The sequence below is a fragment of the Cryptosporangium arvum DSM 44712 genome (assembly GCF_000585375.1).
In the GTDB taxonomy this organism is placed as follows: domain Bacteria; phylum Actinomycetota; class Actinomycetes; order Mycobacteriales; family Cryptosporangiaceae; genus Cryptosporangium; species Cryptosporangium arvum.
Map to the genome: position 1 here is coordinate 6,874,559 of NZ_KK073874.1, position 14,689 is coordinate 6,889,247.

Here is a 14,689-nt window from a genome sequence, read left to right on the forward strand (position 1 = left end):
ACGGGAGTCACTCGGTACCGCCGCTCGCCGAAGCGCCGCTCCATCGGTGGTGCGCCCCACACACCCGCCGATGGCCGCCTCGGAATGTCTGTGTCGTGCCCCCCGTGCGGGGAGGGCGCGGCTGGACGACGGAACCCCCTCGATTCCGCCGCCCAGCCGCTGGACGGCCGTGCTTCCCACTGAACCCCGCGCCCGAAGGCGGCAGAGCTCGGCATCCCAGCTTCTCCCAGCGTCCCCTCTCCGCGGAAGAACGGGACTGCCGATGCGATGCTTCCCGGTCCAACCAGCGCCGTCGTACTAGCCGGACCCCCATCCGACCAGCTCACCGGCTTAACCGCGCGGCCCCGAAGGGCGGCGTCACATCGTCAGCAGTTGCCGACCGATCACCGCGTCCCCGCGGTGGTTCCTTGCCGTGTCGGTCCGGGGAGGCCGGACCTCGTGCCGGGTTACCGGGGCCAGTGCCTGGGTCGGAGGTGGGTCCGGCCCAGCTTTCGCGCCCGGTGGATCAGGAACGCCACGGCGTTCTCGCACCTGATCCTGTCGTCGCGGTGATTAACACCCCGCACCGCCCTTTCGCCCGGTTTACACGCCTTCGTTCGACCGACCCCCCGCCGTTCGAACGCTCAGCGTGTTAAGACCGTAACGGTGGGTTGAACTCGTGTGCGTCGACCCCAGGGTGGATCTTGATCGGTTCGCCGGCCGCCGGCCCTCCGATTTCTGTCGGTGGGTCGAGGCACCATGGGGACGTGGCTCAGAGACATGCCGGGGAGGACCCGGTCGAAGCGTTCGGCGAGCCCGCGCGGGCGTGGTTCCGGTCGGCGTTCGCCGAGGCGACGGCGGCTCAGCTCGGCGCCTGGTCGGCGATCGGCCGGGGCGACGACGTCCTGGTGGTCGCCCCGACGGGCTCCGGCAAGACCCTCGCCGCGTTCCTGTCCGCGCTCGACCGGCTGAGCCGGGAGCCCCTACCCGAGGACGCGTCCCGCCGTTGCCGGGTGCTGTACGTCAGTCCGCTCAAAGCCCTCGCGGCCGACGTCGAGCGCAACCTGCGTGCGCCGCTGGCCGGCATCCGGCAGGCCGCCCACCGCCTCGGCCACCAGGAGCCCGACGTCACGGTCGCGATGCGTACCGGCGATACCCCGGCGGTCGACCGGCGGGCGTTCACCCGCGCGCCGTCCGACATTCTCATCACCACGCCCGAGTCCTTGTTCCTCCTGCTCACGTCCCAGGCCCGGGAGGCGCTCAAGGGCGTCGAGACGGTGATCCTCGACGAGGTGCACGCGGTCTGCGGTACGAAGCGCGGCGCGCACCTGGCGCTCTGCCTGGAACGGCTGGACGAATTGCTGGAACGCCCGGCGCAGCGGGTGGGGCTCTCGGCCACCGTGCGTCCGGTGGAGGAGGTCGCGCGGTACCTCGGGGGGTCCCGGGCCGTCACGGTCGTCCAGCCGCCATCGTCGAAGCAGGTCGAGCTCACCGTGGAGGTCCCGGTCGAGGACATGTCGCAGCTCGGCGAGCCGTCCGGTGAGGTGGAGGGCAACGCGCTCGGCGCGCCCAGGCGCAACTCGATCTGGCCGGCGGTCGAGGAGCGGGTGCTCGATCTGGTCGGGGCACACCGGTCGACGATTGTGTTCGCGAACTCCCGGCGCCTGGCCGAGCGTCTCTGCGCCCACTTGAACGAGCTCGCCGAGGAACGTTCCGAGGAGGCCGCGGGTGTCGCCGAGGCGTCTGCGGGCATCGGCCCCGGAGGGCACGGCAAGGGGTCTGGCGGGCGGATGCCGGCGGAGTTGATGGCACAGGCCGGCGCGGCCGCCGGGGCGGCGCCGGTCGTCGCGCGGGCGCACCACGGCTCGGTGTCGCGGGAGGAACGGCGCGACATCGAGGAGGACCTCAAGGCTGGGCGGCTCCCCGCCGTGGTCGCCACCTCCAGCCTCGAGCTCGGTATCGACATGGGCGCGGTCGACCTCGTCGTCCAGGTCGAGGCACCGCCGTCGGTGGCGTCCGGCCTGCAGCGCATCGGCCGGGCCGGGCACCAGGTGGGCGCGGCCTCACGCGGTGTCGTCTTCCCCAAGCACCGGGGTGACCTGGTGTCCTGCGCGGTGGTCGCGGAACGGATGGCGACCGGCAGCATCGAGGCGATGCGCTACCCGCGCAACCCGCTCGACGTCCTCGCGCAGCAGATCGTGGCCATGGTGTCGATGGAACCGTGGACGGTCGACGACCTGGCCGGGGTGCTGCGGCGGGCCGCTCCGTACGCCGAGCTGCCCGACTCCGCACTGGAGTCCGTGCTCGACATGCTCGCCGGCCGCTACCCCTCCGACGACTTCGCCGAGCTGCGCCCGCGGCTGGTGTGGGACCGCGTCTCCGGCGTCCTCACCGCCCGTCCCGGCGCACACCGGCTGGTCGTCACCAGCGGGGGCACGATCCCCGACCGGGGGCTCTTCGGCGTCTTCCTGGTCGGCACACCCGGCGAGACCGGCCGGAGGGTCGGCGAGCTCGACGAGGAGATGGTCTACGAGTCGCGGGTCGGCGACGTGTTCCTGCTCGGCTCGACGTCCTGGCGCATCGAGGAGATCACCCACGACCGGGTGCTGGTGACGCCGGCTCCGGGCCAGCCCGCCCGGATGCCGTTCTGGAAGGGCGACACCGCCGGGCGGCCGGTGGAGCTGGGCCGCGCGATCGGCGGATTCCTGCGCGAGCTCTCCGGGCTCGACTCCGAGGCCGCCGCCGCCCGCGCGGCCGCCGCCGGGCTCGATCAATGGGCCACCACGAACCTGCTCGCCTACCTGGAGGAGCAGCGCCAGGCCACCGGCCGGCTCCCCGACGACCGGACGATCCTCGTCGAGCGGTTCCGGGACGAACTCGGCGACTGGCGGGTCGTCGTGCACTCGCTGTTCGGCACGCCTGTCAACGGGCCCTGGGCGCTGGCGATCGCCGCCCGCCTGCGCGAACGCACCGGCCTGGACGTACAGGCGCTGCACTCCGACGACGGGATCGTGCTGCGGCTGCCCGACGTCACCGGTGAGCTGGCCACGCCCACGGCCGACCTCGCGCTGTTCGAACCCGAGGAGATCGAGCCGCTGGTCACCGACGAGGTGGGTGGCTCGGCCCTGTTCGCCGCCCGCTTCCGCGAGTGCGCGGCTCGCGCCCTGCTGCTGCCCCGGCGCAACCCCGGGCGGCGCACCCCGCTCTGGCAGCAGCGTCAGCGTGCGGCTCAGCTGCTCGGCGTGGCGTCGGAGTTCGGGTCGTTCCCGATCGTGCTGGAGACCATGCGCGAGTGCCTCCAGGACGTGTTCGACGTGCCGGGGCTGATCGGCCTCGCGAAGGATCTGCAGTCGCGCTCGCTGCGCGTGGTCGAGGTGGAGACACCGGCGCCGTCGCCGTTCGCCCGATCGCTGCTGTTCGGGTACGTCGGAGCGTTCCTCTACGAGGGCGACGCCCCGCTGGCCGAGCGTCGCGCGCAGGCGCTGGCGCTGGACTCGTCGTTGCTCTCCGAGCTGCTCGGCCGGGCGGAGCTGCGCGAGCTGCTCGACCCGGCCGTGATCGCCGAGACCGAACTGCAGCTCCAGCGGCTCACCGAGGAACGCCGGGCGCACGACGCCGACTCCACCGCCGACCTGCTGCGGGTGCTCGGTGGCCTGAGCACGGCCGAGGCGGTGGAACGCGGGTCGACTCCGGAGTGGCTCGCCGCACTGGAGTCGGCGCGGCGCGCGATCCGGGTGCGGATCGCCGGCGAGGAGCGCTGGCTCGCGATCGAGGACGCCGGGCGCGTGCGTGACGCGCTGGGCGTCGCGCTGCCGGTGGGGGTGCCGGAGGCGTTCACCGAACCGGTCCGGGACCCGCTGGGAGACCTGGTGAGCCGGTACGCACGCACGCACGGGCCGTTCCGGGCGGCCGAGTGCGCGGAACGGTTCGGGCTGGGCGTCGCGGTCGTGCAGGGTGCGTTGCAGCGGCTCGCCGCCGGGCGCCGGGTCACGTCGGGTGAGTTCCGCCCGGACGGCGCGGGCACCGAGTGGTGTGACGCCGAGGTGCTGCGGACACTGCGGCGGCGGTCGCTGGCCGCGCTGCGCAAGGAGGTCGAGCCGGTCGGGCCGTCCGCCTACGCGACGTTCCTCGCGCGGTGGCAGCAGGTCACCGCCGCGCAACCCACCGGCGGGCGGAAGCAGCCGCGCACCGGCGCCGCCGACGCTCTGCTGCGCGCGGTCGAGCAGCTGCAGGGCCTGGCGATCCCGGCGTCGGCGCTGGAACAGCTGGTGCTGGCCTCCCGGGTGCCCGGCTACTCCCCCGCGCTGCTCGACGAACTGTGCACGGCCGGTGAGGTGGTGTGGAGTGGGGCGGGGTCGCTGCCCGGCGACGACGGGTGGGTGACCCTGGCCTACGCGGACGCCGCGCCGCTGCTGCTGTCTCCCCCGGCAGAGTGGAGCACGACGCCGGTGCACGACGCGGTGCTCGACGCGCTCGACGGAGGGCGGGCACTGTTCTTCCGGGCGCTGTCCGACGCGGTCGGGGCGTCGGTCGGCACCACCGACGACGCCGACCTGGCCGCGGCGGTGTGGGACCTGGTCTGGGCGGGCGTGGTCACGAACGACACGCTGGCCCCGCTGCGGGCGCTGCAGAGCGGAGGGCGCACCCGGCACCCGGTTCGCCGGGGCGCGCCCGCGACGCGGTTCCGGCGGCTCGGACGCGGCAACCTCACGGGGTTGAGCAGTGCGGCTCCGGGGGTGCCCCGGCCAGCGCTGCCGAGTCGCAGCGGGCCGCCGACGATGGCGGGGCGCTGGTCGTTGGTCGGTGAACGAGAGCTCGACCCGACGCGGCGCACACACGCGGCGGCCGAGGTGATGCTCGACCGCTATGGGGTGGTGGTGCGGGGAACGGTCGGGCCGGAGCGGCTCCCGGGTGGCTTCGGAGGGCTGTACCGGGTGCTGGGGGCGGCGGAGGACACCGGTCGGGTGCGGCGGGGCTACTTCGTCGAAGGGCTCGGTGGGGCCCAGTTCGCGGAGCCCGGTGCGGTGGAGCGGCTGCGAGCGGTGGCCTCGGAACTGGAGGCCGACGACCATCGGGCGCAGGCGGTGGTGCTCGCGGCCACCGATCCGGCCAACCCGTACGGTGCGGCACTGGCGTGGCCGGCCCGGGGCGCCGACGGCGAGTCCCCGGGCGCCGCTGCGGATGCCGACGGGTCGGTCACCACGTGGGCCGACCTCGGGTCCGGAAGCGTGAGTTCGCGTGCGGGCGGCGGGAGCGCGGCTGCGGCCGGTTCCGGAGCGGGCCCGGCCGGGGCTGGTTCTGGGGTGGGTTCGGCCGGGGCCGGTTCCGGGGTGGGTTCGGCCGGGGCCGGTTTAAAAAAAAATCTCTGCCGGAGCGGGCTCGCGTGCGGCTGGTTCCGGAGGTGGCCGGGAGAACGGTTCCGGGCGGGGGCGGGCCCGGGGGCATCAGGCCGGGCGCAAGGCCGGGGCGGTGGTCGTGCTCGTCGACGGGGCGCTGGTGCTCTACGTCGAGCGCGGCGGCAAGACGCTGCTCTCCTACCGGGAGGAGAGCGAGGTGCTGGCCCTGGCGGCCGGGGCGCTCGCGGAAGCCGTCCAGGCCGGCCGGCTCGGTGGCCTCACCGTGGAACGGGCCGACGGCACGCATGTCGGCGGCAGTCCGCTGGCCGATGCCCTCGAAGCAGCCGGCTTCCGCGCCACCCCGCGAGGCCTCCGCCTACGCGGCTAGCACGGTGACCACTCGGATCCACCGGCTCCGGGCGGCAGGCTCCGAGGCACGGGCTCCGGATGGCGGCTCCGGGCGGCGGGTGGCGGATCCGGGCCAGGTGGCGGGTCCGGGCCAGGTGGCAGGTCCGGGCGGGTCCGGGCCAGGTGGCAGGTCCGGGCGGGTCCGGGCCAGGTGGCGGGCGCGGCCAGCGGACGTCGGGCCACGGGCAGCTGGCCGCAGGTGAGGGGAGGCAGGTGAAGGGCTCTGGGCCGCGGGTAGCGGTCACTGGGCCGGGTGGCGAGCTCCGAGCCACGGGGGCCGAGCGACGGGCTCTAGGCGGCGGGCGGCGGGCGGCGGGCTCCACGCCGGGCGGCGGGCGGCGGGCTCCAGGCGGTGGGCGGCGGGCTCCACGCCGGGGGCGGCGGGCTTTAGGCCGGGCAGTGGGCGGCGGGCTTTAGGCCGTGGGTGGCGGGGGCCGAGCGACGGGCTATAGGCGGCGGGCTCCATGCCGGGCGGCGGGCTCCAGGCAGCGGGGCACAGGCAGCGGCCAGTGGGTGGCGGGCGGCACGGCTTTCTCGGGCCTACGACGTATTTTCGGCCCTACCGTGCGGAAAAACAGGCCCGGAAACCTGTCGAGGCCCCGGGAACTCGTCGGTGCCGAGGACCCGGCACCCGGGCAGCCCCCACGAAAATCGCCCCACGGACAGCACCCCGCTAACAGTGCCCCACGGACGGTGCCCTGCTGACAGCCCTCACTGATCGTCACCGGCACCCCGCGCACAGCACTTCGATCTGCACAGACTCTCCACACCGTCTGACGGGAGTGAACACTGGGGGCTCCTACAGTCAGCGGCATGAGCGAGCGCCGGGTTCTCGTGGTCGAGGACGAGCAGACGATCGCCGAGTCGATCGCGACCCGGCTGCGGGCGGAGGGGTTCGTGGTCGAGCTCGCCGGCGACGGGCCGTCCGCGGTGGCCGCGTTCACCGCCGACCCGCACGACCTGGTCGTGCTCGACATCATGCTGCCCGGCTATGACGGGCTCGAGGTCTGTCGCCGGATGCAGGCCGAACGTGCGGTGCCGGTGCTGATGCTGACCGCGCGCGACGCGGAGACCGACCTGCTCGTCGGGCTCGCGGTCGGCGCCGACGACTACCTGACCAAACCGTTCAGCATGCGTGAGCTCGTCGCCCGGGCGCACGCGCTGCTCCGGCGCGTCGACCGGGCGCACGAGCTGGCCGGGATCGCGCCGGCGGCAACCGAGAACCTCGCGCTCGACGACGTCGAGATCAACCTCACCGAGCGTCGGGTCCGGGTCGCCGGGGACGAGGTGCACCTCACCCGCACCGAGTTCGACCTGCTGGTCTGCCTGGCGTCCCGGCCCCGGGCGGTGCTGCCCCGGGAACGCCTGCTCAGCGCGGTCTGGGGCTGGGCCGACAGCGCGGGCAGCCGTACCGTCGACAGCCACATCAAGGCGCTGCGGCGCAAGCTCGGGGGCGACCGCATCCGCACCGTGCACGGTGTCGGCTACGCCTGGGAGACCGCGCGGTGAGACATCTCTGGGACGTCGTCGCCGGCCGGCTGCGCCGGTTGCCGCAGCCGCTCGGCCGGATCCGGTCGATCAAGCTGAAGCTGGCGATCCTGCTCGTCGGGTCCGGCGGGGTCGGGTTCGCGTACTTCTCGCTGGTGCTGGGCTTCTTCCCGTTCTGGACGATGGCGTCGGCGTTGACGGTGGCGCTCGTGACGTCGCAACTGCTGGCGCACGGCACCACCAAACCGATCCGGGCGATGACGGCGGCCGCCCGGACGATGAGCCGCGGCGACTACAGCCAGCGGGTTCCGGCCTCCTCCCGGGACGAGGTGGGCGAGTTGGCCCGCGCGTTCAACCGCATGGCCGCCGACCTGGAGGCTGCGGACCGGCAGCGTCGCGAGCTGATCGCGAACGTCTCGCACGAGCTGCGGACGCCGATCACCGCGCTGCAGGCGGTGCTGGAGAACATCGTCGACGGGCTGGCCGAGCCGGACCCGGCGACGCTGAGCACCGCGCTCGGCCAGACCGAGCGGCTGACCCGGCTGGTCACCGAGCTGCTCGACCTGTCCCGCCTGGACGCCGGGGTGGAGCCGCTGCGCCGCAGCCCGGTGAAGCTCGGGCCGTTCCTGGCCGCCGCGGTCGACGCCGCGACCGTCGGCAGCGACCGGGTGGCGATGGAGGTCGACGTCCTGCCGGCCGGCCTCGAGGTCAACGCCGACGAGGCCCGGCTGCACCAGGTCGTCGCGAACCTGCTGGACAACGCGGCCCGGCACAGTCCGCCGGGCGGTCGCGTCGTGGTTCGTGCCCGGGGTCTGCCCTCGCTGGGGACGGAGACCGGCACCGGGCTGCTCCTCGAGGTGACCGACGAGGGCCCCGGAATCCCGCCGGAGGAGCGCACCCGCGTCTTCGACCGGTTCAGCCGTGGATCGACGCCCGCGATCGCTCGCGACGGCGGCACCGGTCTGGGGCTGGCGATCGCCCGCTGGGCGGTCGAGTTGCACGACGGCACGATCTCGGTCGCCGACACCGGCCCGGGCTGCCGGATCCAGGTCACGCTGCCCGCCTGACCCCCACCGCTTTCCGCCGACGGCCACCCCGGCCGCCCGGCCGGACCGCCATGCCCCGAAGGAGCCTCCGTGCCCGATTCCGACCCACCCGCCGACAAGCCCCGCACCGACGACGAGGGGTCATTGAAGTCCGCGCGGCACGTGATCGCCTCGGTCTACGACGGCCCGACGCCGAAGCCGGTCGAGCTGTGGCCGGGTGCGCATCCGGTGCCCCCGCTGTGGTCCGACCGGATCTGGCCGGTCTCCACCGCGCCGGCCCCGCGAGCGGCGCTGATCGCCGCGGCCGGTTCCGGCGTTCTCGGCGCCCTCGTGCTGTCCGCGGACGAGATCGGCGTCGGGCTGGTGCTCCTCGCGTCCGCCGCCCTGCTCACCGCGCTCGCCACCGCCCCGCGCACCGTCACCCTGCGTCAGGGTGCCTTCGCCGCGCTGGCCACGGCGCTGTTCGGGGTCGCGACCTTCCGCGCGGCGCCGTGGCTGATCGGCCTCTGCCTCCTCGCCGGCCTGCTCACCGCGCTCCTCGCGATCACCGGGGGCCGCAGCTGGACCGGCCTGCTGCTCGGGACGTTCGCCCCGCTCGGCGCGTTCAGCCGGGCCGCCCGCTGGACCAGCCGGGGCGTCACGCCGCACACGAAAGGCGCGACCATCGGCCGCGGGGTCGTCATCGGCACGGTCTCGCTCGTGCTGCTCGTCGTGTTCGGCGCGCTCTTCGCCGGCGCCGACCCGGTGTTCGCCGATCTCCTCGGCGGTCTCGTCCCCGAGGTACCGCCGGCGCTGGCGATCGTCCGCACGATCCTGTTCGTCCTGGTCGCGGCGGGGGCGCTGATCGCCGCGTGCCTGGCGCACCAGAAGCCGGACTTCGACGCGATCACGCCGGGCCGCGGGGCCGGGCGGCCCCGGCCGGAGTGGGCGGTGCCGCTCGGCGCGCTCAACGCGCTGTTCGCGTGCTTCGTCGGGGTCCAGCTCGTCGTGCTGGCCGACGGGAACCAGCACGTGCTGCGCACCGCCGGGCTCACCTACGCCGAGTACGCCCGGCAGGGCTTCTGGCAGCTGCTCGCGGTCACCGCGCTCACGTTGCTCGTCGTCGCCGTCGTCGTGCGCGTCGCCCGCCGGGAGACGGCGGCCGACCGGACCACGCTGCGGGTGCTCCTCGGCGCGCTGTGCCTGCTGGCGGTGCTGGTCGTCGCGTCGGCGCTGCGCCGGATGTGGCTCTACGAGGACGCGTACGGCTTCACCCGGCTGCGGGTGCTGGTCCAGGCGGTCGAGTTCTGGCTGGGCGGGGTGTTCGTGCTGATCGCGGTGGCGGGGATCCGCCTGCGTGGACGCTGGCTGCCGCGGGCGGTGATCGCGACCGGCGCGCTGACGCTGCTCGCGCTGGCCGCAGTGAACCCCGACGCGTTCATCGCCGAGCGCAACGTGGTCCGCTACGCCGAGACCGGCCGGATCGACGTCGCCTCGCTCTCGGACCTGTCACCGGACGCCGTACCGGCGCTCGATCGCCTTCCCGCGCCGCAGCGGGCCTGCGCTCTCCAGCTCGTGCAGTACCAGCTGACCGATGACGAGGCGTGGTACACCGCCAACACCAGCCGGGCCCGCGCCCGCGAAATACTGCGGGCCCGCCCGGCGACGAACTGCTAACAGCCGGTCGGGAACGAGGTGAGCGGGGTCGTCGCGATGAAGACGGCCTCGTTGCCCTCAACCGGGTCCTTCACCGGCGTCTCCGGTAGCGCGAGCGCGCCCTGCAGGTACTTCGGGCAGTCGGCGTTGAAGACCGCGCGTTCGCCCGCACCGGGCCGGGCGCCCTGGTCCTCGTCGGCGAAGCCCTTGGACGGGAACCACTCGTAGCTCTCGACGGTGTGCAGCACGACCAACCGGACGCCGGCCCCCTTCGACGCCTCGGGCAGCGGACCGGCCAGCGGATACACCCAGACGACGTCGGCGCGCACGACCAGCTGCGCCAGCGATCCGGTGGTCACCGTAAGCGACCCGACCGCGCGGATCGGCTTCGCCAGCGTGTAGCCGGGGCCGAGGTTCGTCACGTAGCCGAGCGTGTCCTTGCCGGTGATCTCCTTCTTCACCTGCGAGCGGACGTTCGGCGCCAGGGCGTCGACATAGGCGCTCGAGTCACCACCGAGGACCTTCGGGTCCGTCCGGGCCGCCAGGAGCACGGTCTTGGTCTTCTCCAGGACCGCGGCGACCTCCTTGGAGGACCAGCCGCCGGTCTTCGTCGCGTCGGGGAGCGTGATGCCCTGTTCGGCCGGGGTGTAGTTGAGGGCGGGGGTGCCGTCGAACGGGTCGTTCGGGTTCAGCGACGGGGTGGTGGGCACCGGGGACTCGGCGACCAGCTCCGGGTCGGTGACGCTGCCGGTCATCGTGCTGAACAGCGACTTGGCCGCGAGCAGCGCGGCCGGGACGAGCAGGAGAATGACGACGAGCGTCCCGATCAGCTTGCGGCGCGGACGCCGCCGGACCGCGACCACGCGGTCCTGACCGTGACGGGCCTCGGTGACCGCGGAGCGGCGGTAGCGGTATCCGGGCTGGGTCGGCATCGAACGTCGGTCTCCCTCTCGTCTTCGGTGACCGGCCGCCCCGCCGGTCACCCCATAGTGCCCTGCCTACGTCCGAAACGTGCAGCCGCCCGGGGCGGCTCAACCGTTCAGGGGAAGGCACGATGGGAGCATGCCTGAGGGAGACGTGGTGTTCCGCACCGCCGCCCGGCTGCATGCCGCGCTGGCCGGGCACCCGATCGTCGCGTCCGACCTGCGGCACCCGCGGCTGGCGCTGGTGGACCTGTCCGGGCGGACGGTCACCGAGTGCGTGCCGCGGGGCAAGCACATCATGCTGCGGCTCAGTGACGGCCTCACGCTGCACAGCCACCTGAAGATGGACGGCAGCTGGTGGATCTACCGGCCGGGTCAGCGGTGGCGTTCGCCCGGGCACCAGGTCCGGGTCGTGCTCACCACCGACGACGTGGTCGCGGTCGGAGCGCGGCTGCACGACCTCGAGGTGGTGCGCACCGACGACGAGGCGACGCTCGTCGGGCACCTCGGTCCGGACCTGCTGGGCCCGGACTGGGACGCCGACGAGGCCGTGCGTCGGCTGGCCGCCACCCCGGAGCGACCGATCGGGCTGGCGCTGCTGGACCAGCGCAACCTGGCCGGGATCGGCAACCTCTACCGGGCCGAGGTGCTGTTCCTGCGCGGCGTGCACCCGGCGACGCCCACCGGCGAGGTCGCCGACCTGCCCGCGCTGGTGAAGACCGCGCAACGGCTGCTGTACGCGAACCGTTCGCGGGTGGAGCAGTCCACGACCGGTTCGCTGATCCGCGGCCAGGAGCGTTACGTCTACGGCCGCCGCGGCCGACCCTGTCTGCGCTGCGGCACCCGGGTCACGGCCGAACCACTCGGCGCCGGTGCCGAGGGCACCGACGCCGAGCGAACCGTCTTCTACTGCACCCGCTGCCAGCCGGGCTAGTGACTAGTGCTGGACGCCGCGGCGGGGCTGCGGTGCGGTCGTGGTGTTGAGGGGCAGCGTGCCGAGATCCACCTCGTCGATGCCGCGGTCGCGGTTGGTGTCGTGCACGGTGTTGAGGCCGTAGGACAGACCGGCGAGACGGTCGGCCGCCTCGGTGAGGCGCATGCTCACGCTGTTCTCACCACCGCGGGACACCGCGGCGACGCACTCGGCCGTCGCGGTGGTCAGCGCCTCGTACGCGTCGACGCCCTCGACGAAGCGCGCCACCAGCTCGTCGCGCGCCACGATCAGCGACGGACGCGCCTCGGGCGCCGCCGACGCGAGCGTGCGCTCCACCAGCGCGAGCCGGTTGCCCAGATCGCGCAGAGCGACGTGGGCCGACTCCGCCTCGGCGGGCAGCTGCCCGCGGTAGGGGCCGAGCCGGTCGAGCATCTGCGGAAGTACCCGCGCGGCGTTGTTGAGACGCTGCGCGGCCTCGTAGCCCGGCGACCCGACCGGCAGCACGACCCGGTGCGGGTGGTCGATGAGCGCCCCGAACCGCGGACCGAGCAGCGGCGCGAGCCGCTGCCCGATCGTCAGGTCACGCCGGAGCTCGGGTTCGGGTACCGGTGCGGCCGCGAGCTCGCGGTGGTCGCGACGGCGCAGCACGGCCATCGCGGTAGCGCCGCCGGCCGCGCCGGCCCAGAGGATGTCGGGTAGCCCCAGCCCGGCGTACGGGACGGCGACGAGGGCGCCTCCGCCGATGGTGGCGGCCCACACACCCCAGGCCCTGGCCTTGTTCCGGGCCTTACGCAGTGCGCGGAGATGTCGTTCCCGAGCGTCCGGACCTCGTGATCCCATCATCGATCACGCCGGCGGACGGCTCGACGACGCGTCGGTCTCGCGTCGCAGCTCGGCCAGGCGCTGCTCGGCCAGCGGCAGCGATCCGTTCGTGGACGCCGCCGGGGTGGAATCCACCGCCGGTGCCGACTGGCCCGAACCGAGCTGGCCGCCGGCCATGCTGGCGCGGATCTGGTCGAGCCGGGACGCCCCGGCCATGTCGAGCGCGGACTTCTGCACCTCGAGCATCCGGCCCTCGACCGAGTTCTGGGCGAGCTCGGAGCGACCCATCGCGGTCGCGTAGCGGGCCTCGATCTTCTCCCGCACCTCGTCCAGGCTGGGGACGTTGCCGCTGGCGGTGAGCTGCGACATGCCCTGCAGCGAGTCGGCGACGCGCTCCTGCATCTTGGCCTGCTCGAGCTGGTTGAGCAGCTGCGCCCGCTCGGCGAGCCGCTGCTGCAGCAGCATCGCGTTGCTGTCGACGGCCTGCTTGGCCTGCTGGGCGGCCGACAACGCCTGGTCGTGCAGCGTCTTGAGATCCTCGAGCGCCTGCTCGCCGGCCACCAGCTGGGTGGCGAACGCCGTCGCGGTCTGCTCGTACTGCGTGGCCTGCTGCTCGTTGCCCTCGGCGCGGGCCTTGTCGGCGAGCACCAGCGCCTGCCGGGCCGAGCCCTGCAGCTTCTCGACCTGCGTCATCTGGCGGGACAGCTTCAGCTCGAGCTGGCGCTGGTTGCCGATCACGTTCGCGGCCTGTTCGACGAGCGCGCGGTGCTGGTTCTTCGCGTCGTCGATGGCCTGCTCGATCTGCACCTTCGGGTCGGCTTTCGCGTCGACCGTGGCGCCCAACGACGCCATGAAATACTTCCAGGCCTTGATGATCGGGTTGGCCATCGCTTCCCTCAACTCCCCTGTGGCGCGTGCGACCAGAGCGGGGCCGGCCGCGGCTGCCAGTCGTGCTCGACCCTCGACATGCGGTGTGTTACCCCCATCGTCTCAGGCCTGCGCACCATCGTCACCTGCTCGAGACCAGGCTCAGGGGAACCTCAGGGTGCACGTCAGGGTCAGACCGTAGCCAGCACCCGGAGCGGGAGCACCGCCGCGAACAGGCGCGCGGAGGCCTCGGCGTCGTCGGGGTCGGGCGCGGCGAGGTGGCTGGCCAGCCAGCGGACGACCAGCTCGGCCCCGCGCGGGTCGCGGCCGCACGCGGCGAGCACGTCGGCGGCGCAGGCACGCGCCACCCGCCATCCCGCGGAGTCCAGCGGGGCCCCGACCAGGGCCGCCAGCGCGGCCGGGTCGTCGTCGGCAACCCGACGCAACGCCGGGTGGGTGTCGAGCCGGATCGCGGCGACGGCCAGCGCGTCTTCCAGGTCGACGCCGCGGCACTCGTCGGCGATGAGCGCGATCTCGGCCTCGACGAGGGCGGCGAACACCTCGTCCTTGTTGCGGAAGTGGTTGTAGAGGGTTCCCTTGGCGATGCCCGCGGCCTGCGCGATGTCGGTCATCGACGTCCGGCGGGTGCCGCGCTCGGCGATCAGGCGGACGGCCGCGTCGAGCAACGACACCCGGGTGCGCGCCATCGCGTTGCCGGCACGGACCCGGGTTCCCCGCGTGCGGTCGACGTCGCTCCAGTCGAGCGGGAGCTCCCCGGTCTCCCGGGTCACGCTGACTCCCGGATCACGCTGCTGCGACTACCCGGTGGCGGCCACGCGCGTCCAGATCGAGGTGGACTTCGAGCCGGCTCGGACCGTTGTTGCCCACACCGGCCCCGACGACCTCGAGCTCGGCACCGTCGCCGCCGACCGCGTTGAGGACGCTCGCGGACGCCGTGGCGCTCGCGCTGGCGGCCGGAGTGGTCTCGGCGACCTCGAGCGTGTCGCTCACGTCGCGCAGCACTTCCGACAGCGGAACACCGAGCGCCTCGCAGATCGAGGAGAGCAGCTCCGAGGAGGCCTCCTTCTGCCCGCGTTCGACCTCGGACAGGTAACCGAGGCTGACCTTCGCGGCCGAGGAGACCTCACGAAGAGTGCGTCGCTGGGCGAGCCGCTGCGATCGCAGCGTGTCGCCGAGGATCCGGCGCAGCAGGACCATCAGGCACCCCTCTCGCACAGCTGCCAGGGATCA

General features: G+C 73.7%; 9 protein-coding genes and 1 pseudogene. 5 read left to right on the forward strand and 5 right to left on the reverse strand.

Annotated elements, in window-relative coordinates:
• Window positions 1-746 precede the first annotated feature (746 nt).
• The 4 genes and pseudogenes from CRYAR_RS31535 to CRYAR_RS31550 all read left to right on the forward strand — a co-directional run bounded on the left by CRYAR_RS31535 (window position 747) and on the right by CRYAR_RS31550 (window position 9,913).
• Window positions 747-5,703, forward strand: a pseudogene (locus CRYAR_RS31535) (ATP-dependent helicase).
• Window positions 5,704-6,536: 833 nt separating this feature from the next.
• The gene (locus CRYAR_RS31540; RefSeq protein ID WP_051571195.1) at window positions 6,537-7,232 is read left to right on the forward strand and encodes a response regulator transcription factor; all 696 of its coding nucleotides are present in this window, start codon (window positions 6,537-6,539) and stop codon (window positions 7,230-7,232) included.
• Window positions 7,229-8,278, forward strand: a complete 1,050-nt coding sequence (locus CRYAR_RS31545) for a HAMP domain-containing sensor histidine kinase (protein WP_051571196.1) — start codon at window positions 7,229-7,231, stop codon at window positions 8,276-8,278. The genes CRYAR_RS31540 and CRYAR_RS31545 overlap by 4 nt, the downstream gene beginning before the upstream one ends.
• A gap of 69 nt (window positions 8,279-8,347) precedes the next feature.
• On the forward strand, window positions 8,348-9,913 hold the full coding sequence (locus tag CRYAR_RS31550) for a DUF4153 domain-containing protein (RefSeq protein ID WP_157018212.1): 1,566 nt from the start codon (window positions 8,348-8,350) through the stop codon (window positions 9,911-9,913).
• On the opposite strand, the gene CRYAR_RS31555 is transcribed toward CRYAR_RS31550, so the two are convergent.
• Window positions 9,910-10,824, reverse strand: a complete 915-nt coding sequence (locus CRYAR_RS31555) for a hypothetical protein (RefSeq protein WP_035856906.1) — start codon at window positions 10,822-10,824, stop codon at window positions 9,910-9,912. The two genes, CRYAR_RS31550 and CRYAR_RS31555, sit on opposite strands and share 4 nt — an antisense overlap.
• Window positions 10,825-10,954: 130 nt before the next feature.
• On the opposite strand from CRYAR_RS31555, the gene CRYAR_RS31560 reads away from it, so the two are divergent.
• Complete coding sequence (locus tag CRYAR_RS31560; protein ID WP_035856907.1) at window positions 10,955-11,749, forward strand: Fpg/Nei family DNA glycosylase; 795 nt, start codon at window positions 10,955-10,957, stop codon at window positions 11,747-11,749.
• 3 nt (window positions 11,750-11,752) lie between these two features.
• Here the strand turns inward: CRYAR_RS31560 and pspM are convergent, their stop codons facing one another.
• The 4 genes from pspM to CRYAR_RS46190 form a co-directional block, all read right to left on the reverse strand.
• Window positions 11,753-12,592: a phage shock envelope stress response protein PspM gene (pspM, locus tag CRYAR_RS31565; protein WP_169745105.1), complete on the reverse strand. Its 840-nt coding sequence runs from the start codon at window positions 12,590-12,592 to the stop codon at window positions 11,753-11,755.
• A gap of 3 nt (window positions 12,593-12,595) precedes the next feature.
• Window positions 12,596-13,459, reverse strand: a complete 864-nt coding sequence (locus CRYAR_RS31570) for a PspA/IM30 family protein (protein WP_035856908.1) — start codon at window positions 13,457-13,459, stop codon at window positions 12,596-12,598.
• Window positions 13,460-13,629: 170 nt separating this feature from the next.
• Window positions 13,630-14,229: a TetR/AcrR family transcriptional regulator gene (locus CRYAR_RS43915; protein WP_051571198.1), complete on the reverse strand. Its 600-nt coding sequence runs from the start codon at window positions 14,227-14,229 to the stop codon at window positions 13,630-13,632.
• 13 nt (window positions 14,230-14,242) lie between these two features.
• Window positions 14,243-14,656, reverse strand: a complete 414-nt coding sequence (locus CRYAR_RS46190) for a helix-turn-helix domain-containing protein (RefSeq protein WP_157018216.1) — start codon at window positions 14,654-14,656, stop codon at window positions 14,243-14,245.
• Window positions 14,657-14,689: the final 33 nt, after the last annotated feature.

Bases quoted from the DNA above. Each gene is read 5' to 3' on its own strand.
- CRYAR_RS31540 (WP_051571195.1), top strand. From the start codon at position 6,537: ATGAGCGAGCGCCGGGTTCTCGTGGTCGAGGACGAGCAGACGATCGCC.
- CRYAR_RS31555 (WP_035856906.1), bottom strand. From the start codon at position 10,824: ATGCCGACCCAGCCCGGATACCGCTACCGCCGCTCCGCGGTCACCGAG.
- CRYAR_RS31560 (WP_035856907.1), top strand. From the start codon at position 10,955: ATGCCTGAGGGAGACGTGGTGTTCCGCACCGCCGCCCGGCTGCATGCC.
- pspM (WP_169745105.1), bottom strand. From the start codon at position 12,592: ATGATGGGATCACGAGGTCCGGACGCTCGGGAACGACATCTCCGCGCA.
- CRYAR_RS31570 (WP_035856908.1), bottom strand. From the start codon at position 13,459: ATGGCCAACCCGATCATCAAGGCCTGGAAGTATTTCATGGCGTCGTTG.
- CRYAR_RS46190 (WP_157018216.1), bottom strand. From the start codon at position 14,656: ATGGTCCTGCTGCGCCGGATCCTCGGCGACACGCTGCGATCGCAGCGG.